Source organism: Ralstonia sp. 110700041-2 (assembly GCF_056280165.1).
The window spans coordinates 96,816-116,547 of the sequence record NZ_JBSFAI010000021.1; the positions used below are offsets into that span (position 1 = coordinate 96,816).

The 19,732-nt window shown below is 63.1% G+C and carries 18 protein-coding genes; 17 read left to right on the forward strand and 1 reads right to left on the reverse strand.

The features are described from left to right. Window positions 1-59 precede the first annotated feature (59 nt). The 9 genes from ACUXH0_RS25160 (at window position 60) to ACUXH0_RS25200 (ending at window position 8,127) form a co-directional block, all read left to right on the forward strand. Complete coding sequence (locus ACUXH0_RS25160) at window positions 60-2,603, forward strand: heavy metal translocating P-type ATPase (protein ID WP_182594802.1); 2,544 nt, start codon at window positions 60-62, stop codon at window positions 2,601-2,603. A 10-nt stretch (window positions 2,604-2,613) separates the two neighbouring features. Then, on the forward strand, window positions 2,614-2,793 hold the full coding sequence (ccoS, locus tag ACUXH0_RS25165; RefSeq protein ID WP_004626389.1) for a cbb3-type cytochrome oxidase assembly protein CcoS: 180 nt from the start codon (window positions 2,614-2,616) through the stop codon (window positions 2,791-2,793). A 95-nt stretch (window positions 2,794-2,888) separates the two neighbouring features. After that, window positions 2,889-4,346: a cytochrome-c oxidase, cbb3-type subunit I gene (ccoN, locus tag ACUXH0_RS25170; protein ID WP_012435343.1), complete on the forward strand. Its 1,458-nt coding sequence runs from the start codon at window positions 2,889-2,891 to the stop codon at window positions 4,344-4,346. Between the two features lie 10 nt (window positions 4,347-4,356). Next, window positions 4,357-5,040 (forward strand): cytochrome-c oxidase, cbb3-type subunit II, encoded by a 684-nt coding sequence (gene ccoO, locus ACUXH0_RS25175; protein WP_012435344.1) that lies wholly within the window; start codon window positions 4,357-4,359, stop codon window positions 5,038-5,040. 3 nt (window positions 5,041-5,043) lie between these two features. After that, the gene (locus tag ACUXH0_RS25180; RefSeq protein WP_004626396.1) at window positions 5,044-5,226 is read left to right on the forward strand and encodes a cbb3-type cytochrome oxidase subunit 3; all 183 of its coding nucleotides are present in this window, start codon (window positions 5,044-5,046) and stop codon (window positions 5,224-5,226) included. A 12-nt stretch (window positions 5,227-5,238) separates the two neighbouring features. Continuing rightward, complete coding sequence (gene ccoP, locus ACUXH0_RS25185; RefSeq protein WP_012435345.1) at window positions 5,239-6,162, forward strand: cytochrome-c oxidase, cbb3-type subunit III; 924 nt, start codon at window positions 5,239-5,241, stop codon at window positions 6,160-6,162. Continuing rightward, window positions 6,159-7,622 (forward strand): cytochrome c oxidase accessory protein CcoG, encoded by a 1,464-nt coding sequence (gene ccoG, locus ACUXH0_RS25190; protein WP_004626400.1) that lies wholly within the window; start codon window positions 6,159-6,161, stop codon window positions 7,620-7,622. The genes ccoP and ccoG overlap by 4 nt, the downstream gene beginning before the upstream one ends. Before the next feature lie 26 nt (window positions 7,623-7,648). Next, window positions 7,649-7,876 (forward strand): FixH family protein, encoded by a 228-nt coding sequence (locus ACUXH0_RS25195; RefSeq protein WP_012435346.1) that lies wholly within the window; start codon window positions 7,649-7,651, stop codon window positions 7,874-7,876. Further along, window positions 7,873-8,127, forward strand: coding sequence for a hypothetical protein (locus ACUXH0_RS25200; protein ID WP_004626404.1), 255 nt, complete (start codon window positions 7,873-7,875; stop codon window positions 8,125-8,127). Before ACUXH0_RS25195 ends, ACUXH0_RS25200 begins: the two co-directional genes overlap by 4 nt. Window positions 8,128-8,148: 21 nt before the next feature. Here ACUXH0_RS25200 and fnr read toward each other — a convergent pair whose 3' ends face one another. After that, a complete protein-coding gene (fnr, locus tag ACUXH0_RS25205; protein ID WP_080633364.1) occupies window positions 8,149-8,877 on the reverse strand; it encodes a fumarate/nitrate reduction transcriptional regulator Fnr in 729 nt (242 codons plus the stop codon). A gap of 176 nt (window positions 8,878-9,053) precedes the next feature. Here fnr and ACUXH0_RS25210 point away from each other — a divergent pair, with 176 nt between their 5' ends. From ACUXH0_RS25210 to truB, 8 genes are all read left to right on the forward strand, one after another. Continuing rightward, a complete protein-coding gene (locus tag ACUXH0_RS25210) occupies window positions 9,054-9,797 on the forward strand; it encodes a sulfite exporter TauE/SafE family protein (protein WP_182594801.1) in 744 nt (247 codons plus the stop codon). Between the two features lie 487 nt (window positions 9,798-10,284). After that, entirely contained in the window at window positions 10,285-11,127 is an 843-nt protein-coding gene (gene scpB, locus ACUXH0_RS25215; RefSeq protein WP_012435349.1) for an SMC-Scp complex subunit ScpB, read from the forward strand. 90 nt (window positions 11,128-11,217) lie between these two features. Beyond that, window positions 11,218-13,002: a pseudouridine synthase gene (locus ACUXH0_RS25220; protein ID WP_012435350.1), complete on the forward strand. Its 1,785-nt coding sequence runs from the start codon at window positions 11,218-11,220 to the stop codon at window positions 13,000-13,002. A gap of 206 nt (window positions 13,003-13,208) precedes the next feature. Beyond that, the gene (rimP, locus tag ACUXH0_RS25225) at window positions 13,209-13,697 is read left to right on the forward strand and encodes a ribosome maturation factor RimP (protein WP_004626417.1); all 489 of its coding nucleotides are present in this window, start codon (window positions 13,209-13,211) and stop codon (window positions 13,695-13,697) included. Continuing rightward, window positions 13,694-15,169 (forward strand): transcription termination factor NusA, encoded by a 1,476-nt coding sequence (gene nusA, locus ACUXH0_RS25230; RefSeq protein WP_004626418.1) that lies wholly within the window; start codon window positions 13,694-13,696, stop codon window positions 15,167-15,169. The genes rimP and nusA overlap by 4 nt, the downstream gene beginning before the upstream one ends. Window positions 15,170-15,231: 62 nt before the next feature. After that, complete coding sequence (gene infB / locus ACUXH0_RS25235; RefSeq protein ID WP_012435351.1) at window positions 15,232-18,126, forward strand: translation initiation factor IF-2; 2,895 nt, start codon at window positions 15,232-15,234, stop codon at window positions 18,124-18,126. 127 nt (window positions 18,127-18,253) lie between these two features. Further along, the gene (gene rbfA / locus ACUXH0_RS25240; protein WP_004626422.1) at window positions 18,254-18,625 is read left to right on the forward strand and encodes a 30S ribosome-binding factor RbfA; all 372 of its coding nucleotides are present in this window, start codon (window positions 18,254-18,256) and stop codon (window positions 18,623-18,625) included. Window position 18,626: 1 nt separating this feature from the next. Next, on the forward strand, window positions 18,627-19,583 hold the full coding sequence (gene truB / locus ACUXH0_RS25245) for a tRNA pseudouridine(55) synthase TruB (RefSeq protein WP_012435352.1): 957 nt from the start codon (window positions 18,627-18,629) through the stop codon (window positions 19,581-19,583). Window positions 19,584-19,732 lie beyond the last annotated feature (149 nt).

Consider the following 19,732-nt stretch of genomic DNA (forward strand, 5'->3'; position numbering starts at 1 on the left):
GCCGTGCTTGATGCGCATCAAGGGCGTGCCGGGGGAAGCTGGCTAGCATCGTCCTCATAATGACGTCGACATTCGCCCCCATCCATCCAACCGCGCCGGTTGACGGCAAAGGCTCGCCTATTGGCCCGAGCTGGGCAGGCGCGTCGCACATCACCTGCTATCACTGCGCGTCGCCTCTGGAGGGCGCCACCGCTCTCCATGCCGACATCGGCGGCAAGTCCCGGGAATTTTGCTGTGCCGGCTGCCAGGCTGTCGCGCAAACGCTGCACGCCGCGGGCATGGGCCACGTCTATGACGGCCCGATCGCCTTCGCCAAGCCCATCGAAGGGGACCGCCGCACAGAAGCCGAAGCGGTTTGGGCGACCTACGATCTGCCGGTCATGCGTGAGCGCTTCGTGCGCACACGCGCTGACGGTGCGGAAGAACTTTCCCTCGCCATCAGCGGCATGCGTTGCGCCGCATGCGTCTGGCTGATCGAGCGCGCGCTTTCGCGAGTGACAGGGGTGCGCGAGGTCACCGTCAATTACGCCACGGAACGTGCACGCATCGTCGGAGATGCAGGGGTGATGCGGTTGTCCGCGGTGTTTGCCGCCATTGCCGACGTCGGATATGAAGCGTGGCCGGACCAGCCATCCGCCCGCCGCACTGCCGAGGCGCGCGAACGCCGCAGCCTGCTGATCCGCTTGGGATTGGCAATGCTGGGCATGATGCAAGTCATGATGTACGCGTGGCCGGTGTACCTGCATGGCGGCGACATCCCCGTGAACCAGACCCGCCTGATGCAGTGGGCCAGCTTGGTGCTGACGGTGCCGGTGGTGTTGATTTCTGCGCGGCCCATTTTCATCAACGCGTGGCGGCAAGTGAGGCACGCGCACGTCGGCATGGACGCGCCCGTGGCGCTGGGGATCGGTGCCGCCTTCATTGCCAGCGTATTCGCCACGTTGCGCGGCCATGGCGAAACGTATTTCGATTCGGTGACGATGTTCGTCGCTTTCCTGTTGGCCGCGCGTTATCTCGAACTGCGTGCGCGGCAGAGCGCAGCTTCGGGCGCCGAGGCATTGGTCCGTCAGTTGCCGGCTACCTGCCGGCGCTTCAACGCCGTAAGCGGCGCCCTCGAAACGATCCCTGTTGCTACCTTGCAGCAAGGCGACTGCGTGGAAGTGCGCGCCGGTGAGGTCCTGCCTGCAGACGGAACCATTGAACACGGCACCACCGAGATCGACGAATCGCTTCTCTCGGGTGAAAGCGTGCCGCGTCCGCGCGACGTGGGCGCGACCGCGCTGGCAGGCAGCTACAACGTGGTCAGCGCCATTCGCGTGCGTGTGAACCGCGTGGGCACCCAGACGCGCCTTGCCGCCATCGTCGATCTGCTTGAACGCGCCTTGACCGACAAGCCCCGCATGGCTGAACTCGCCGATCGTGTCGCCGGGCGCTTTGTGGCAGTGCTGCTCGGCTGGGCGCTGCTCACCGCGATCGCGTGGTGGTGGATCGATCCGACACGCGTGTTTGCGGTCACTGTGGCGGTGCTTGTGGTGAGCTGCCCATGCGCGCTGTCGCTCGCCACGCCGTCTGCGCTGGCGGCGGCCAGCGGTGCGCTGGCACGGCGGGGTGTGCTGGTCACGCGGGGCCACGCCATCGAGAGCCTGGCAGCCGTGACGGATGTGCTGCTCGACAAGACCGGAACGCTCACCGAGGGGCGTTTGCGCTTGCTGAGCATCGAGACCTTCGCCGATGTGGATGCCGAGCACTGTCTTGCATTGGCATGCGCGATGGAGCAATCCGAGAACCATCCGATCGCCCAGTCGTTACGCGCCGGCACCTCGAATGCAATGCCGCTGCCCAGGTTGGGGCGCGTGACAAACGTGCCGGGGCAGGGCGTGTATGCCATGGCGGAGAACCGCTTGATGCGTCTGGGCACGCAGTCGTTTGCGGCCATGCACTACGCAAACCAGCCGGTTGCCACCATCCGTTACGGTGGGGAAGCACCAATGGAGGAGGTGCCGCCGGCGGCCGCATGCACGTCGGTCTGGCTCGGCCGCGATGGCCAACCGCTCGCGCGCTTCACGCTGGCCGATACGCCACGCGCCGACGCGCCTGCATGCCTGGGCGCGTTGCGTGCACAAGGATTGCGCTTGCATCTCGTTTCCGGCGATGCGCCTGAAACCGTGCACTGGTGGGCCAACCGCCTGGGCATCGACCACGCCGTGGGCGGGTCCAGCCCCGAAGACAAGCGCGCCTACGTGCATAAGCTGCAGGCAGACGGCGCCCGCGTGCTGGCCGTCGGCGACGGCATCAACGATGCGCCGTTGCTCGCACAGGCGCAGGTCTCCATCGCCATTGGATCAGGTGCGCCGTTGGCTCAGGCCGGTGCCGATGCCATCCTGACCGAACCGCGCCTGATTGCCATCAGCGAGGCCGTGTCGATTGGCCGCCGCACGTTGCGCGTGGTGCGCCAGAACCTCGGCTGGGCCTTTGCCTACAACGCGATCAGCATTCCGATGGCCACGCTCGGGTGGCTCTCGCCGCTGGCCGCTGGCATCGGCATGTCGGTGTCATCGCTGCTGGTGGCGCTCAATGCGTGGCGCCTGTCGCGCGCGGTCTAGGAGGACTGCCATGGAAACCCTGTTCCTGCTGATTCCGTTGTCGCTGATGCTCGTCGTGGCGATCGTCGGTGCGCTTTGGTGGGCCGTCGGCTCAGGGCAGTACGACGATCTGAGAGCGCCTGCTGAATCGATTCTGCTGGACCCCGATACCCCTGCACGCGACGCAGTGTCGCGGGACGGAACTGCCTGACCACATTGCCGGGGTTGCCTTGATGCACGTCAAGACTCTTTGGCGGCCCGGTTCTTAACATGACCACATCACACCAATTATCGTGGGGAGCAAGCATGGAATCATCCAGCGCGTTGCAGCACACCCAGACCTTCAACTATCGCGTGGTACGCCAGTTCTCGATCATGACGATCGTCTGGGGCATCGTCGGTATGGCGGTCGGTGCGCTGATCGCGGCCCAGTTGATCTGGCCGCAACTGAATTTCGGGGTGCCCTGGCTGTCCTACGGCCGGCTGCGTCCTCTGCACACGAATGCCGTCATCTTTGCGTTTGGCGGCAGCGCGCTGTTTGCGACGTCCTACTACATCGTGCAGCGTACCTGCCAGGTGCGCCTGCTTTCCGACAAGCTTGCCGCCTTCACGTTCTGGGGCTGGCAGGCAGTGATCGTGGCTGCCGCCATCACCCTGCCGCTGGGCTACACAAGCTCGAAGGAATACGCTGAGCTGGAATGGCCGATCGACATCCTGATCACCGTGGTGTGGGTGGTCTACGCGATCGTCTTCTTCGGCACCATCATCAAGCGCAAGACCCGGCACATCTACGTGGCCAACTGGTTCTTCGGCGCTTACATCATCACGATCGCGCTGCTGCATATCGTCAACAACGCTGAGTTGCCCGTGTCGATGTGGAAGTCGTACTCGGCTTATGCCGGCGTGCAGGATGCGATGGTGCAATGGTGGTATGGGCACAACGCTGTGGGCTTCTTCCTGACCACCAGCTTCCTGGGCATGATGTATTACTTCGTGCCGAAGCAGGCCGAGCGCCCGATCTATTCGTATCGCCTGTCGATCGTGCACTTCTGGGCGCTGAACTTCACCTACATGTGGGCGGGTCCGCACCACCTGCAGTACACGGCGCTGCCCGACTGGGCCCAGTCGCTCGGCATGGTGTTTTCGCTGATCCTGCTGGCGCCGTCGTGGGGCGGCATGATCAACGGGATCATGACCCTGTCGGGTGCCTGGCACAAGCTGCGCACCGATCCGATCCTGAAGTTCCTGGTCGTGGCGCTGTCGTTCTATGGCATGGCGACGTTCGAGGGCTCGATGATGTCCATCAAGACCGTGAATGCGCTGTCGCACTACACCGACTGGACAATCGGCCACGTGCACTCCGGCGCCCTGGGCTGGGTGGCGATGATCACTATCGGTTCGATGTACTACATGATCCCGCGCCTGTTCGGCCAGCAGAAGATGTACAGCACGCGCCTGATCGAGGTGCACTTCTGGGTGGCGACCATCGGCGTTGTCCTCTATATCGCCGCCATGTGGGTCGCCGGCGTGATGCAGGGCCTGATGTGGCGCGCCACCGAGGCTGACGGCACGCTGACCTACAGCTTTGTCGAGGCGGTCAAGGCAACGTACCCGTTCTACCTGATTCGCTTGGCTGGTGGCCTGTGCTTCCTGGGCGGCATGCTGCTGATGGCATTCAACGTGTTCAAGACCATCCAGGGCAGCAAGGCGATCGATGCACCGATTCCTCAATCGGCCCAGACCCCGATGGTCGCGGCTCAGTGAGGAGGGGAACATGAGCAACCAATCCAACAAGTTTTTCTCGCACGAGACGCTGGAAAAGAACATCGGCTTGCTGATTGTGATGACGCTCGTCGTCGTCAGCATTGCGGGCCTGGTGCAGATTTTGCCGCTCTTCTTCCAGCATTCGACCACTGAACCGGTCAAGGGCATCGCCCCGTATTCGCCGCTGCGGCTGGCGGGGCGCGACATCTACATTCGCGAAGGCTGTGTCGGCTGCCACTCGCAGCAAGTGCGTACGCTGCGCGCCGAGACCGAGCGCTATGGCCACTACTCGCTGGCCGGCGAGTCGGTGTTCGATCACCCGTTCCTGTGGGGTTCCAAGCGTACGGGCCCGGATCTGGCGCGCGTGGGACAACGCTACTCCGATGATTGGCATCGCATCCACTTGCGCGATCCGCGGGAGGTGGTGCCCGAGTCGAACATGCCGTCGTATGCGTGGCTCTCGAAGACGCCGCTGGACAACAGCGACATCGAAAAGAAGATGCACGTCCTGCGTCAGCTGGGTGTGCCGTATACGGATGCCCAGATCGCCGGTGCGCGCGAGCAACTCGCAGGCAAAACGGAAGAAGACGCCGTGGTCGCTTATCTGCAAGGCCTTGGCGTTGAGTTGCGTAACGTCCGGGACGTGGCTGTCGCTCCGGCTGCTGCGCCTGCCACTGTTGCTGCCAAGGAGTAAGCCATGGCCATGCTGAGTGCAATTGCGACTGCCGTCTTTCTCGTGCTGTTCGTCTGCATTACCTGGTGGGCATTCTCCGCGCATCGCCGCGCTGCAAATACGGAATCGGCCATGCTGCCGTTCCTGCTGCCCGATGAGGCCGAGGTCGCCGGTGCGCGCGCAGACGCGTCGCGCCCGCATCAATAAGGACACAGAATCATGAGCGACTTCATTTCGGAGTTCTGGGGGTATTACATCGCTGCGATCGCCCTTGTCGGCATCGTGTGGTGTGTCTGGTTGCTGTTTTCGCAGCGGCGCATTCAGATTGCGCCCGGTCATAGCGCGGGCGAGGACACCGGCCATGTGTGGGACGGCGACCTGCGCGAACTGAACAACCCGCTGCCACGCTGGTGGATGTGGATGTTCCTGCTGTCGTGCATCTTTGCGTTGGGGTACCTGATCCTCTACCCCGGGTTGGGTTCATACGGTGGCGTGCTCGGTTTCTCGACACGCGGCGAATTGGCCTCTCAGCGTGCTGCGGCCGATGCACAGGTTCGCCCGGTCTATGAACGCTATGCCGGCATGGATATCAAGCAAATCGCCGCAGATCCTCAGGCCCATGAGATCGGCCAGCGCCTGTTCCTGAACAACTGCGCGCAGTGCCACGGCTCTGACGCGGGCGGCTCAAAGGGCTTCCCGAACCTGACCGACAACGACTGGCTGTACGGCGGCGAGCCTGAGACGATCCTGACCACGATCACCAAGGGGCGTCACGGAGTCATGCCATCGCTGGCAGCGGTGGTGGACGGCAATCAGGCTGTCAACGTGGCCAACTACGTGCGCTCGCTGTCGGGCCTGGCTTACGACCCGATCAAGGCAGCGCGCGGTGAACCGACGTTCAAGTCGGTTTGCGCGGCCTGCCACATGGCAACCGGCAAGGGCAATCAGGCGCTCGGCGCCCCCAACCTGACCGACCGCGTCTGGCTGTACGGCAGTTCGGAAGCGACCATCGTCGAGACCATCCTCAAAGGCCGTGACAACACGATGCCGGCACACGAGAACCTGCTCTCGCCGGAGAAAATCCGCATGCTGGCGGCCTATGTCTGGGGTCTGTCGAACAGCAACACGAGTCACGCGCAATGAGCGACAAAGAACCAGCCTGGCGCCCGATGACGCCCGCCACTGCGGCGGCGGGCGCCGAGGACGCACCGACCGAGCAGATGCTCTATGAGGTCCGGCGCAAGATCTATCCGCGCGCCGTAACAGGCGCCTTTGCGCGTTGGCGCGTCTGGCTGGTGTTGGCCACGCAAGCCATCTTTTATGGCTTGCCGTGGTTTCAGTGGAATGGTCGCCAAGCAGTGCTGTTCGACCTGGGCGCTCGCAAGTTCTACCTCTTTGGCCTCGTGTTGTGGCCGCAGGATGTCATCTATCTGGCAGTGCTGCTGGTGCTATCGGCGCTGGCGCTGTTCCTGTTCACGGCGGTGGCGGGCCGGCTCTTTTGCGGCTACGCCTGCCCGCAGACGGTCTACACCGAAATCTTCATGTGGATCGAGCGCCATGTCGAAGGCGACCGCTTTGCCCGCATCCGGCTCGACGGTGAGCGTTGGAGCCTGCGCAAGCTGCGTCTCAAGGTCACCAAGCATTCGGCCTGGGTGCTGATCGCGTTGTGGACGGGCTTCACCTTCGTGGGCTTCTTCACGCCGATCCGCGATCTGGGCATGGAGACCTGGACGCTGTCGCTCGGCCCTTGGCAGACTTTCTGGATGCTCTTCTACGCATTCGCGACATGGGGCAACGCCGGTTTCATGCGCGAGCAGGTGTGCCGCTACATGTGTCCCTACGCTCGTTTCCAGAGCGTGATGGTCGATCCCGATACCTACGTCGTGACTTATGACACCCTGCGCGGCGAGCCGCGCGGCAGTCGTTCGCGCAACGCCGATTTCGAAGCGCAAGGTCTGGGTTCCTGCGTCGACTGCAGCATCTGTGTACAGGTGTGCCCGACCGGCATCGACATCCGCCAAGGGCTGCAATACGAATGCATTGGTTGCGGCGCCTGCATTGATGCCTGCGATCAGGTCATGGACAAGATGCGCTACCCGCGCGGTCTGATCCGCTATACGTCCGAACGCGCAATGCGCGATCGGCTCAGCCCGAAGGACGCCCGGCGACATCTGCTGCGTCCGCGCGTGCTGATCTATACCGGGATCATGCTTGTGCTCATCACCGGCTTCATCGTGGCATTGGCCATGCGTCAGCCGCTCAAGGTTGACGTGATTCGTGATCGTGGTGCACTGGCGCGTGAAGTGGACGGGGGCAAGATCGAGAACGTTTACCGCCTGCAGTTGATGAACGCGTCCGAGCTCCCCATGCGCGTGACCATCACAGCAGAGGGCATGCCGGAACTGGATGTGCAGGGCGGTCGTGGCGAGTCGACCACACTGGAGCTGCCACCGGCGGCCAACCGACTGCTGCCAGTGCGCGTACGCCGGCCGGCCGATGATGCCGCCCCCGGCTCGCACAAAATCCGTTTCGTCATCCACGCAGACAGCGGTAGCGCCAGCCTCGTACTGCGCGAACCGTCGAGCTTCATCGTGCCGCGCTGATGCGGCATCCCCAACAGGAGGCAACGATGCACGCAACGCAATCTTCCGCGCAGGCCCGTCCCTGGTGGCGCGAGCCCTGGCCGTGGCTCCTGATGGCTGGGCCGTTTGTCGCCATGATCGGCTGCGGCGTCACCATCTGGCTGGCGATGTCGCATCCCGACGCCGTTATTCACGACAACGTCGTGCGCCACGGTTTGGTCGTTGAAAAGACGACCGTCGCGCCGGCACATGGTATTCACGCGGAGGCCCGATGAAGCGTCGACTGCTGATGTGGATTCTGTGGCCGGCATTTCTGTCGGCCGCGTTGGCTGAACTGGTGGTCTTTGCAGTGGTGGACCCCGCCGACCTGCGTTTCTTCGGCGAACAGATCACCGTGTCGGCCCAGGCGGTCTACACGGTATCGTTCTTTGTGTTCTGGTTGCTGTGCGGATTGTCGAGCGCGCTGACGCTCTACGTGTCCCCGGGCATCGGCAAACTGGAAGCGCATGAACACCCGCTCGTGTGAGCGGGCGCCATGGAAGGAGCCTCAAGCGGCTTGACCGCTCATGACCTGGCGCAGGCCGGCCAGGTCGATCAGTTTGACGTGGCGTTGGCGGATCTGGATGAGACCCGCTTCGGCAAAGCGCGAGAACAGGCGGCTGACGGTTTCGAGCTTGAGGCCCAGATAGCTGCCCAGCTCTTCGCGGCTCATGCGCAGCACAAATTCGGTTGACGAATAACCCCGCTGGGCTGAACGCTTCGAGAGGTTGAGCAGGAACGCTGCCAGACGCTCCTCCGCACGCATGGAACCGAGCGTGAGCAGCATCAGATGATCCTGCGAGATCTCCTTGCTCATGATGCGCAGGAACTGATGCTGCAGCGAAGGCAGCCGACGCGAAAGGTGTTGCAACTCGTCGTAGCGCACCACGCAGACTTCGGTATCTTCGAGCGCGGTGGCATCCGACACATGGCGCATATCGCCAATGCCATCGAGCCCGACGATTTCGCCTGGCAGGTGAAACCCCGTGATCTGGTGCCGGCCGTCTTCGAGCGTCAGATGGGTTTTGAGCGTACCGAAACGAATGCCGTAAACCGCTTCCAGCGGCTCCCCCAGCGAATAGAGCGATTGCCCCTTCTTAATGCGGATGCGCTCGCCGACCAAATCGTCCATCTTGCGCACGTCGTCCGAGTTCATTCCCACCGGCAGGCAGATTTGCCCGAGTACACAGGTGGAGCAACGCGAGGCTTGGTCGGTAAGTGCGATTCGAGTGAGCACGGGCGGGGGCGAGTTTCGGGAGAGTGAAATGAGTAATTCTTGTGATGCAGCTCAGCTTATTATAACGGCGACCTTCTTGTCCTCGGACATTTCCGATGCGGCAAAACGCGTCAATTACGCTTAGTTCGCAACAGTAAAACAAAAACCTTGGTCCATATCAAAAGAGCGTCAGAAAGATGAGTGCTGCAGCGCTTCTGAGCGTTTTCCTCATCGCATTGCTCGGCGGTGTGCATTGTCTGGCGATGTGCAGCGGGATCGCACTTGCAGCCGAACGTGGAACTGTGGCGGTACGGGTCGTGTCGCGTCGCCGACTATGGTTCGAGCAGGTCGTCATGCATGCCGGCCGGCTGACCACCTACGCGCTGCTTGGCGCAATCATGGGTGCGATGGGCGCGACCTTCTGGCGCCAGCAATGGCTGCCGGTTCAACGCGGCTTGTTTGCCTTCGCCAGTGTATTGCTACTCACCTATGGGATTTTGCTGCTCGTGCGCTCCGCCGGAGATGCGTGGCGCAGTGTGTGGCTTGAGCGCTTGCTCGGCCGCGTCGCTGGCCGCCTGTCTCGGGGGGCTGCGACACTGGGCGGCACGCTGCAACGTCAGCCGCCGTTGCTACGCCGCTATATCACGGGTATGGCCTGGGGACTGGTGCCGTGCGGCATGGTCTACGGCGCATTGGCTGTGGCGTTGCTGGCAGGCAACGCTGCCTCCGGGGCTGTGGTCATGCTCGCCTTTGGTGCAGGTACACTGCCCAACCTGTTGATGATGTCTGGCTTCGCTGGGTGGCTGCGCGGCTTGTCGCGCCGCCGGTGGGTGCGTGGCGCGGCCGGCATCGCCATTGCGGGGTTCGGGATATGGGGGCTGGTGCACACGATCTGGCTGCCAGAGATGCTCAACGCACACGGATTCTGTCTGGTGCTGTAGTCGTTTAAAGCACGCGTAAATCGCCATCCGGCCTTGGATGGGAGGCTAGATCATCTTCCCGGTTGCGGCGCCGCTGGAAATTGCCCTACAATCGACAGCAATTCGATTCGCCACCCGCGTAAATCAACAATCCCAAGCGCGGCGCCAAGCGATGCCTTCCAGCGGTAGTGTCACCCTGGACAGTCGATTCGGGCGGACTGCCGTTCTTCTTGGTAGTCGTCCGGTGCAGTATCCGTCCACATGGCGGCGGAAGAAATTGCCCTTGTGGTGCCTGACCGGCACCGGATCAACTTGCTCCTCCGGCCCTTACTTTGCGGGCATAGCCACTGCGTTTCGGTGCAGGGCCCAATTGAATCAATTGGCCTTCGCGCGCCGGGCCCGGGCGGGCAATAGCAATCAGAAATGCCGCGAGCGTCGCGGCGGGACGACAAACCTCAAGCGTGACGGCGACTGGCCGCGCGCGAGCAATGACGAGCCGCTCAACCCGATGAATACCCAAGAGGCGAAGATCGTCCTCGAAACCGCGCTGATCTGCGCGCAGGACCCGTTGCGAGTCAATGACTTGCGCAAGCTGTTCGACGAAGATGTTTCCGCAGACACCATTCGTGTGCTGCTCGAAGAGCTGCGCCAGGACTGGCTGAATCGCGGTGTCGAACTGGTTGCACTGGCCTCCGGCTGGCGCCTGCAGAGCCGCCCCGAGATGCGTGTGTATCTCGACCGCCTGCACCCGGAAAAACCACCCAAGTACTCGCGCGCGGTGATGGAGACACTTGCGATCATCGCTTACCGCCAGCCGGTCACGCGCGGCGATATCGAAGACATTCGCGGTGTTACGGTCAACACGCAGGTCATCAAGCAGATTGAAGACCGCGGCTGGATCGAAGTCATCGGTCATCGCGACGTGCCGGGTCGCCCTGCGCTGTATGCGACGACCAAGCAGTTTCTCGATGACCTTGGCTTGCGCTCGCTGGACGAGCTGCCGCCGCTCGAAGATGCCCGCGCCCAGGCGCAGGCCAGCCTGCTGGAGCAGGGCGCCATTGAGTTCGAGGGCGGCGCAATTGCGGTGGAAGAGCTGACAGCGTTGGTCAACGACGCGCCGGAGGGCGCGGAAAGCGCAGCGGCTTCGGTGGAGGAACCGGCCGGATCGCCGGTTGCCGAGGCTTCCGTTGTGGTGGCCGGTGAAACGCCGGCGCAGCCTGAGATCGCGCCGCGCGAGGAACCGGCCCTGGAAACCGAGGCGCAAGCGGTGAGTGCGACCGAGGTTGCGTCAGGGCCTGAACACAAAACACCGGTCGAGTTGCCAGCAGCTCCCGCCAATGAACATTCGTAATGCCATGCCCGCCGTGCAGTCGGCGGATGGCTTGAACCCCTAGATTTGAAAGACGTTGTGAGCACCCAGCCAGATTCCATGGATACACGTATGCCGGCCGACGCCGACGCTCAGCCGCCGCGACAAGACGGCGGTGATGGGACTGAGGCCACCCCTCGCCGCAAGGGATTGCGCCGAGGCTTGCGCAACCTCGTGGCTTCGCGCCGCCAGCAGCAGGATGGTCGCCCTGAGGGCGAAGCCGCCGATGCGGGTGGTGCAGACGCCGGCCAGCCCGCGCAACCGCGCAAGACCCGCGCGCCACGGGCGCGCAAGCCGAAAGAGGCGGCTGGTGAGCCGGCGGTAGTTGCTGCAGAAGGTGCTGCGACGGCCGAACAGGCGCCAGCAGAAAACCAGGGCGAGAGACGTGGCCCGCGCGGCCGTTTCGGTAAGAACCGCCGCCGTCAAGGCGAAGGTCAGCCGCTGGAGCGCGCCGAGCGCAACGACCGTGTGGAAGGTGCTGGCGGTAAGAACACCGGGGGTCGTGGCAAGTCGCAGAACCGCAACGGCAAACCGCAAGGCAAGGCAGGCGGCGCGAACCAGAATCGCGGGGGCAAGGGGCTGAAGGGAGGCAAGGGCTCTGAAGACGTCTTCCAATACGTGATTTCCGGGGCGTACGACTCCGAGGCTGACACCGGCGGTGCATCGCAGCCTCCCAAGGCGCGCGAACTGACCTCCGAAGACGACGCTCCCAAACTGCACAAAATCCTGGCTGATGCCGGGCTTGGCTCTCGCCGCGACATGGAAGACCTGATCCTGCAAGGGCGCGTCTCCGTGAATGGCCTGCCGGCTCATATCGGTCAACGCATTCTCGCGACCGACCAGGTGCGCGTGAACGGCAAGCTGATCCAGCGCAAGTTGCCGAACAAGCCGCCGCGCGTGCTGCTGTATCACAAGCCGTCGGGTGAAATCGTCAGCCAGTCCGATCCGGAAGGTCGTCCGACGGTGTTCGACGCGTTGCCGCGCATGAAGACCGGCAAGTGGGTCGCCGTCGGCCGCCTCGACTTCAATACCGAGGGCCTGCTGATTTTCACGACCTCCGGCGATATCGCCAACCGGTTCATGCACCCGCGCTATGGTGTTGAGCGTGAATACGCGGTGCGTACGCTGGGTGAGCTGGCCGAAACTGACCGTCAGAAGCTGTTGCACGGCATCTCGCTCCAGGACGGCGAAGCCAACTTCCTGCGCTGCGTCGATGGCGGCGGCGAAGGTGTCAACCACTGGTACCACGTCGCCCTGACCGAGGGGCGGAACCGCGAAGTGCGGCGCATGTTTGAGGCGGTCAACCTGACCGTGTCGCGGCTGATCCGGACGCGCTATGGCAGCTTCGTACTGCCGCGCGGCCTTAAGCGGGGCCGTTGGCAGGAGGTGTCGGCCGAGGATGTGCGTACGCTGATGGGCACGCTGGGCATGAAGGTGCCGACGGCGAGTTCTGGCGGTGGGCAAGACCGCCAGGGCAATCGTCGCCGTGGTCCGGCGCCGGTGCTGATGGGGCCGATGTCCTCTGGTTTTGCGGGGGAAGCCAACTTCCAGTCGCGTGGTATGGGCGTTGAAAACGGTAATCGCGCGCAACCCGCGCAGCGCCGTCCGTCCAGCCCGCGTCAGCCGGATCCGATGCAGACGTCCATGGGCTACATCAATGTGGGAGGCCCGACCACGCTCACAGCGCGAACTCGTATGGGCGATCGTGCGAACGGCCGTGGCGGTGCGGGGGCGGGTGGTGGCATGCGTGATGGCAATCGCGCACCCGGCAACAAGCGCCCCGGAAAGAGCGCTGGCGGCATGCCGAACGGCAACAAGGCGCCACGCGGTGGTGGCAAACGCGGCGGTAAGCGTTAAAAATGCGGGCGTTGTGTGCGGCATTCGTCGCAACGCCCCATTTTGTGGCGGCTTCGGGGCAATTTTTGCCTTTTGCCTCGAAGCGTATTACAATGTGAGTCTAATCAAAAGTCATCCTGCAGAAGATGGGCGAATGATATGGGCGTTGCGCCCATTTTTTTTTGCTTCAGCAGGTTGGCCATACCGGGAAATTCTTCAGGAAAAACGTGCATCTGACTGATCTGATTGAGAAAACCCTCACCGCCATGGGGTACGAGCTGGTGGAAGTGGAGCGCGCGCCTGCCGGGCTGCTGCGCGTGTATATCGATCAGGCAGAGAACGGCGTCGTCATTGAAGATTGCGAAAAAGTGAGTCATCAACTCACGCGCGTGTTCGAAGTTGAAAACGTCAACTACGAACGGCTGGAAGTGTCGTCGCCTGGGCTGGACCGCCCGCTACGCACGCTGGCCGACTTCACGCGCTTCGCCGGCCTTGAGGCCAAGGTGACGCTGCGCTTGCCGGTGGATGGACAGAAGAATTTCACGGGAATCATTCAGGCTCCGACGGGCGAGCCAGGCCAGGAACGGATCGGCCTTGAGTTTGAGGGCAAGGAAGGCCCTGCGCTGCTGGGATTCACGCTGTCGGAACTCGACCGCGCCCGGCTGGTGCCCGTGCTGGACTTCAAAGGAAATCGAAACAAAGGGAACAAGCAATGAGCCGCGAAGTTCTGTTGCTCGTCGATGCGCTTGCGCGCGAAAAAAACGTCGACAAGGATGTGGTGTTCGGGGCGCTGGAGGCCGCATTGGCTTCGGCGACCAAGAAGCGCTTTGAAGAAGACGTGGATGTGCGCGTGGCGATCGACCGTGAGTCGGGCGAACACGAAACCTTCCGTCGCTGGCTCGTCGTTCCCGACGATGCAGGCCTGCAGGAGCCGGACAAGCAGATTCTGCTGTTTGAAGCCAAGGAGCAGGACGCTGACATCGAGGTCGACGATTTCGTCGAAGAGCAGATCGAATCGGTCGAGTTTGGCCGCATCGGCGCGCAGGCTGCCAAGCAGGTGATCCTGCAGCGCATCCGCGATGCCGAGCGCGAGCAGATCCTGAACGACTACCTGGATCGTGGCGAGAAGGTCATGACCGGCACGATCAAGCGCGCCGACAAGAAGGGCCTGATCGTAGAAACCGGTCGCGTCGAGGCGCTGCTGGCCCGCGACCAGATGATCCCGAAGGAAAATCTGCGCACGGGCGACCGTGTCCGCGCGTACATCCTGAATGTCGACCGTACCGCACGTGGCCCGCAGATCGAGCTTTCGCGCACCTGCCCCGAGTTCCTGATCAAGCTCTTCGAAAACGAAGTGCCGGAAATGGAACAGGGCCTGCTGGAGATCAAGGCCGCCGCGCGCGATCCGGGCGTGCGTGCGAAAATCGCGGTCGTTGCACATGACAAGCGCATCGACCCGATTGGCACTTGCGTCGGCGTGCGCGGCACCCGTGTGACCGCCGTGCGTAACGAAGTTGGTGGCGAAGCTGTAGACATCGTGCTGTGGTCGGAAGACCCGGCGCAGTTTGTGATTGGTGCGCTGGCGCCGGCACAAGTGCAGTCCATCGTCGTGGACGAGGAAAAGCACAGCATGGACGTGGTGGTCGACGAGGAAAATCTCGCCGTGGCCATCGGCCGTAGCGGCCAGAACGTTCGCCTGGCGTCGGAATTGACCGGCTGGCAGATCAACATCATGACGCCGGCAGAGTCTGCGCAAAAGCAGGCGGAAGAAAGCTCCGTCGTTCGCCAGTTGTTCATGGCGAAGCTGGACGTGGACGAAGAGGTTGCCGACATCCTGATCGAGGAGGGCTTCAGCTCGCTCGAGGAAGTGGCCTACGTGCCGCTGCAGGAAATGCTGGAAATCGAAGCGTTCGACGAAGACACCGTCAATGAGCTGCGTAACCGCGCTCGAGACGTGTTGTTGACGATGGAGCTGGCGAAGGAAGAAAGGGTCGAGAAGGTGTCGCAAGACCTGCGCGACCTCGAGGGGCTGACCCCGGAGCTGATCGGCAAGCTGGCCGAGGGGAACATCCAGACGCGCGACGACTTGGCCGAGCTGGCCGTGGACGAATTGGTCGAGATGACCGGCGTCGACGAAGAACAAGCCAAGGCGCTGATCATGAAGGCGCGTGAACACTGGTTTTCGTGAGTCGCATAAACGTTGATCGTTTATCGCAATCCTCACTGAAACCAAGCATCGAAAGGGTTTGAATGGCAAGCACAACAGTTGCCCAGCTCGCTGGCGAATTGAACCGTAGTGCATCAGCACTGCTGGAACAATTGCAGGCCGCGGGCGTGCAAAAGGCGACGCCGGAAGACGTCATCACCGAATCGGACAAGACCCGTTTGCTCGACTATCTCAAGCGAGCACACGGCAGCGCCGAGGATGGCGCGCGCAAGAAGATCACGATCACCAAGCGCGAAACCAGCGAAATCCGCCAGGCGGATGCCACGGGTAAGACGCGTACCGTGCAAGTGGAAGTCAAGAAGAAGCGCGTGCTGGTCAAGCGTGATGAGCCGAACGCGGCACTGGCTGAATCGGAAGCGTCTGAGGCTGCGCCGGTGGTCGATGCCGAGGAAGTCGCGCGTCGCGAGGAAGAACATCGTCGCCAGGCCGAATTGCTGGCCCGTCAGGAAGCCGAGCTCAAGGCGCGCCAGGAGGCGATGGAGCGCGAGGAAGCTGAGAGGCGCGCCCGTCAGGAGGCCGCCGAGGCCGAGCAGAAGCGTCAGGCTGAACTCGCTGCCAAGAAGGCGGAAGAGGAGGCCGTTGCTGCCCGCGCTGCTGCTGAAGCGTCGGACGAAGCCCCGCGCCGCAAGGCCGAGGAAGACGCCGCGCGTCTGGCAACCGAGCGCGAAGCGGCGCAGAAGGCTGCTGACGAGGCGCGCGTCGCTGCCGACAAGATCAAGGCTGAGGAAGACGCTGCGCGTAAGCGCCGCGAAGCTGCCGAAGCAGAAGCCCGCGCGATCCGCGAGATGATGAGCGCCCCGGCTCGCGTGCTGAAGACGCCCGCCGAGCGCAAGGCTGAAGAGGTCAAGAAGGCCGAGCAATCGGGCACGCTGCACAAGCCGGTCAAGCCGGCTGGCGAAGCACGTCCGGCAGCAGCCAAGAAGCCGGCAGCTCCGGCACCGGCTGCTGCACCGGCACCGGGCTCGCCGGCTGGTGACAAGAAGGGCGGCCGTGGCAAGTCAGGCTGGCAGGACGACAACCGTGGTGGCAAGCGTGGTGGTCTGAAGACTCGCGGCGATACCGGCGGTGGCGCAGACGGCTGGCGCTCCGGCTCCAAGGGCGGCCGCAACCGTCATGGCGACGATAACCGCAATGCCTTCCAGGCACCGACCGAGCCGGTCGTGCGTGAAGTGCACGTGCCGGAAACCATCTCCGTTGCCGATCTGGCACACAAGATGTCGGTCAAGGCCGCCGAAGTCATCAAGCAGATGATGAAGCTCGGCCAGATGGTTACGATCAACCAGGTGCTGGACCAAGAGACCGCGATGATCGTGGTCGAAGAAATGGGTCACCAGGCGGTCGCAGCCAAGCTGGACGATCCGGAAGCGATGCTGGTTGGGGACGTGCAGGAGCAAACCAACGCGGAAGCCGAAACCCGTCCGCCGGTCGTGACCGTGATGGGCCACGTCGACCACGGCAAGACCTCGCTGCTGGACTACATCCGTCGCGCCAAGGTTGCGGCGGGCGAAGCCGGCGGCATTACGCAGCATATCGGCGCGTATCACGTCGAGACCGATCGCGGCGTTATTACGTTCCTGGACACCCCGGGTCACGAGGCCTTTACGGCCATGCGTGCACGCGGCGCCAAGGCGACCGACATCGTGATTCTGGTAGTGGCGGCCGACGATGGCGTCATGCCGCAGACGAAGGAAGCCATCGCGCACGCGAAGGCCGCCGGCGTGCCCATCGTGGTGGCGATCACCAAGGTCGACAAGCCCGAAGCCAACCCCGACCGTGTCAAGCAGGAGCTGGTGGCTGAGAGCGTGATTCCGGAAGAGTACGGCGGCGATGTGCCGTTCGTGCCGGTGTCCGCCAAGACTGGCGAAGGTATCGACAGCCTGCTGGAAAACGTGCTGCTGCAAGCCGAAGTGCTGGAACTGAAGGCGCCGGTCAACGCGCCGGCCAAGGGTCTGGTGGTGGAAGCGCAGTTGGACAAGGGCAAGGGTCCGATCGCTACGGTGCTGGTGCAGAGCGGTACGCTCAAGCGCGGCGACGTGGTGCTCGCGGGCACGGCCTATGGCCGCGTGCGCGCCATGCTGGACGAAAACGGCAAGCCGGCCAAGGATGCTGGTCCGTCGATCCCGGTGGAAATCCAGGGTCTGTCGGAAGTGCCGGGTGCCGGTGAAGAAGTGCTGGTGCTGCCGGACGAGCGCAAGGCACGCGAAATCGCGCTGTTCCGCCAAGGCAAGTTCCGCGATGTGAAGCTGGCACGCCAGCAGGCTGCCAAGCTGGAAAACATGCTGGAACAGATGAGCGAAGGCGACGTGAAGTCGCTGCCGCTGATTATCAAGGCCGACGTGCAGGGCTCGCAGGAAGCGCTGGTGCATTCGCTCAAGAAGCTGTCGACCGACGAAGTGCGTGTACAGATTGTGCACGCTGCTGTGGGCGGTATCACCGAGTCGGACGTCAACCTGGCAACCGCGTCGAAGGCCGTCATCATCGGCTTCAACACGCGGGCCGATGCCGGTGCGCGCAAGCTGGCAGAGAACCACGGCATCGACATCCGCTACTACAACATCATCTATGACGCTGTGGACGAGGTGAAGGCGGCGATGTCGGGCATGCTGTCGCCTGAAAAGCGCGAAGAGACGACAGGTCTTGTCGAGGTGCGCCAGGTCTTCCACGTGCCGAAGGTTGGCGCAGTCGCCGGCTGTATGGTGCTGGACGGTTTCGTCAAGCGCAATTCGCTGGTGCGGGTGCTGCGTGCGAACGTGGTCATCTTCTCGGGCGAACTCGATTCGCTCAAGCGCTTCAAGGACGACGTGAAGGAAGTGAAGCAAGGCTTCGAGTGCGGCCTGTCGATCAAGAACTTCAACGACGTTCAGGAAGGCGATCAGCTCGAGGTCTACGAGATCACTGAGGTGGCGCGTACGCTGTAATACGTTGGCCGGGCGCTGCGGTGTCCGGCTCGACTTTGCGACGGTGGCCCGGGCGCGTCCCGCGCCACCGTTTTGTCTTTTTGGGCCAGCCGGCGCGTGCTGTCGGCGCCCATGTGAGGAATACTCTATGCCGAAGAAATCGGGATCGGCCGCTGGCCGCAACGTGCGCATCGCCGATCAGATCCAGCGCGATCTGGCCGAGTTGATCCAGCGCGAAATCAAGAACCCGGCAATGGGCCTGGTGACGCTGCAATCCGTGACGCTCACGCCAGACTACGCGCACGCCAAGATCTACTTCACGGTGCTGGGTGCCGAGCCGGAAGTCGCCGGCGCCATCCTGAACGAGAAGGCGGGCTACCTGCATTCGCTGTTGTTCAAGCGCCTGCACATCCATACGGTGCCGACACTGCATTTCCACTTCGACGGTTCGGTCGAGCGCGGTATCGAGATGTCGCGCCTGATCGATGAGGCCAACGCCACGCGTGCCAAAGACGATTGAGATGGCTGAGCACCAAGTGCCCAGGCCCCAAAAGCCGCCGCGGCGTGATGTGCATGGCGTGCTGCTCCTAGACAAGCCGATCGGCTGGTCGAGCAACGATGCGCTGATCCGCGCCAAACGCCTGCTGTGGGCCAAGAAGGCGGGGCATACCGGCACGCTCGATCCGCTTGCTACGGGACTGTTGCCCCTGTGTTTTGGCGAGGCGACCAAGTTTTCGCAGGATCTGCTCGATGCGGACAAGACGTACGAAACCGTCGTGCGCCTTGGGATCAGGACGAGTACCGCAGACGCGGAAGGCGAGGTGCTGAGCGAGCGCCCGGTATCGGTCACGCCCGAGCAACTGCAGGCAGCCATCGCGCGCTTCGTCGGCGAGATCGACCAGGTGCCGCCGATGCACTCGGCGCTGAAGAAGGACGGCAAGCCGCTGTACGAGTACGCCCGTGCGGGGCAAACGGTGGAACGTGCTGCGCGTCGGGTAACGATCTACGCGATTGATGTGCTGGCAACCGACCTGCAATCGGCCGAACCAACGGTCACGTTGCGCGTGTCATGCAGTAAAGGAACATACATCCGCACGTTGGGTGAAGACATTGGGGAGGCGCTGGGCTGCGGAGGGCATCTGGTTGCGCTGCGTCGCACCCAGGTGGGCAACCTCACGCTGGACGGCGCCGTGACACTCGAAGCGTTGGACGCTGCTGCTGAAGATGCACGTGGTGCATTGCTGGCGCCGGTCGATGCGCTGTTGCAGACGCTGCCGCGCGTTGAGCTGGATGCGCAAGAGAGCCGTCGCTTCCTGCATGGCCAGCGCTTGCCGTTGCAATTGGCGTTGCCGAATGCAGACCAGGTGCGCGTCTACGGCGTGCGTGACGCGATCGCGGCGGATGCCACTGCGTCGCTGCTCGGAGTGGCTGCCTGGCAAGGCGGTGTGCTCCGGCCGGAGCGGCTCGTGCATCTTTAAGCCGATCGGCTGACCAAAAAAGCCGACGCGCAAACGTCGGCTTTTTTTCATGGGCGTGACCCGTCCTGAATAAGGTTGACACTTTTTCCCCGCCAGGGAGTGAGGGTCAAGATGGACGGGCAGAAGAAGCGAACGCAGAGGGACTACAC

Coding starts and splice junctions, on each gene's coding strand:
- ACUXH0_RS25160 (WP_182594802.1), top strand. CDS start 60: ATGACGTCGACATTCGCCCCCATCCATCCAACCGCGCCGGTTGACGGC.
- ccoP (WP_012435345.1), top strand. CDS start 5,239: ATGAGCGACTTCATTTCGGAGTTCTGGGGGTATTACATCGCTGCGATC.
- ccoN (WP_012435343.1), top strand. CDS start 2,889: ATGGAATCATCCAGCGCGTTGCAGCACACCCAGACCTTCAACTATCGC.
- ACUXH0_RS25180 (WP_004626396.1), top strand. CDS start 5,044: ATGGCCATGCTGAGTGCAATTGCGACTGCCGTCTTTCTCGTGCTGTTC.
- rbfA (WP_004626422.1), top strand. CDS start 18,254: ATGCCGAAGAAATCGGGATCGGCCGCTGGCCGCAACGTGCGCATCGCC.
- ccoO (WP_012435344.1), top strand. CDS start 4,357: ATGAGCAACCAATCCAACAAGTTTTTCTCGCACGAGACGCTGGAAAAG.
- ccoG (WP_004626400.1), top strand. CDS start 6,159: ATGAGCGACAAAGAACCAGCCTGGCGCCCGATGACGCCCGCCACTGCG.
- nusA (WP_004626418.1), top strand. CDS start 13,694: ATGAGCCGCGAAGTTCTGTTGCTCGTCGATGCGCTTGCGCGCGAAAAA.
- ACUXH0_RS25210 (WP_182594801.1), top strand. CDS start 9,054: ATGAGTGCTGCAGCGCTTCTGAGCGTTTTCCTCATCGCATTGCTCGGC.
- ACUXH0_RS25220 (WP_012435350.1), top strand. CDS start 11,218: ATGCCGGCCGACGCCGACGCTCAGCCGCCGCGACAAGACGGCGGTGAT.
- infB (WP_012435351.1), top strand. CDS start 15,232: ATGGCAAGCACAACAGTTGCCCAGCTCGCTGGCGAATTGAACCGTAGT.
- ACUXH0_RS25200 (WP_004626404.1), top strand. CDS start 7,873: ATGAAGCGTCGACTGCTGATGTGGATTCTGTGGCCGGCATTTCTGTCG.
- ccoS (WP_004626389.1), top strand. CDS start 2,614: ATGGAAACCCTGTTCCTGCTGATTCCGTTGTCGCTGATGCTCGTCGTG.
- truB (WP_012435352.1), top strand. CDS start 18,627: ATGGCTGAGCACCAAGTGCCCAGGCCCCAAAAGCCGCCGCGGCGTGAT.
- ACUXH0_RS25195 (WP_012435346.1), top strand. CDS start 7,649: ATGCACGCAACGCAATCTTCCGCGCAGGCCCGTCCCTGGTGGCGCGAG.
- scpB (WP_012435349.1), top strand. CDS start 10,285: ATGAATACCCAAGAGGCGAAGATCGTCCTCGAAACCGCGCTGATCTGC.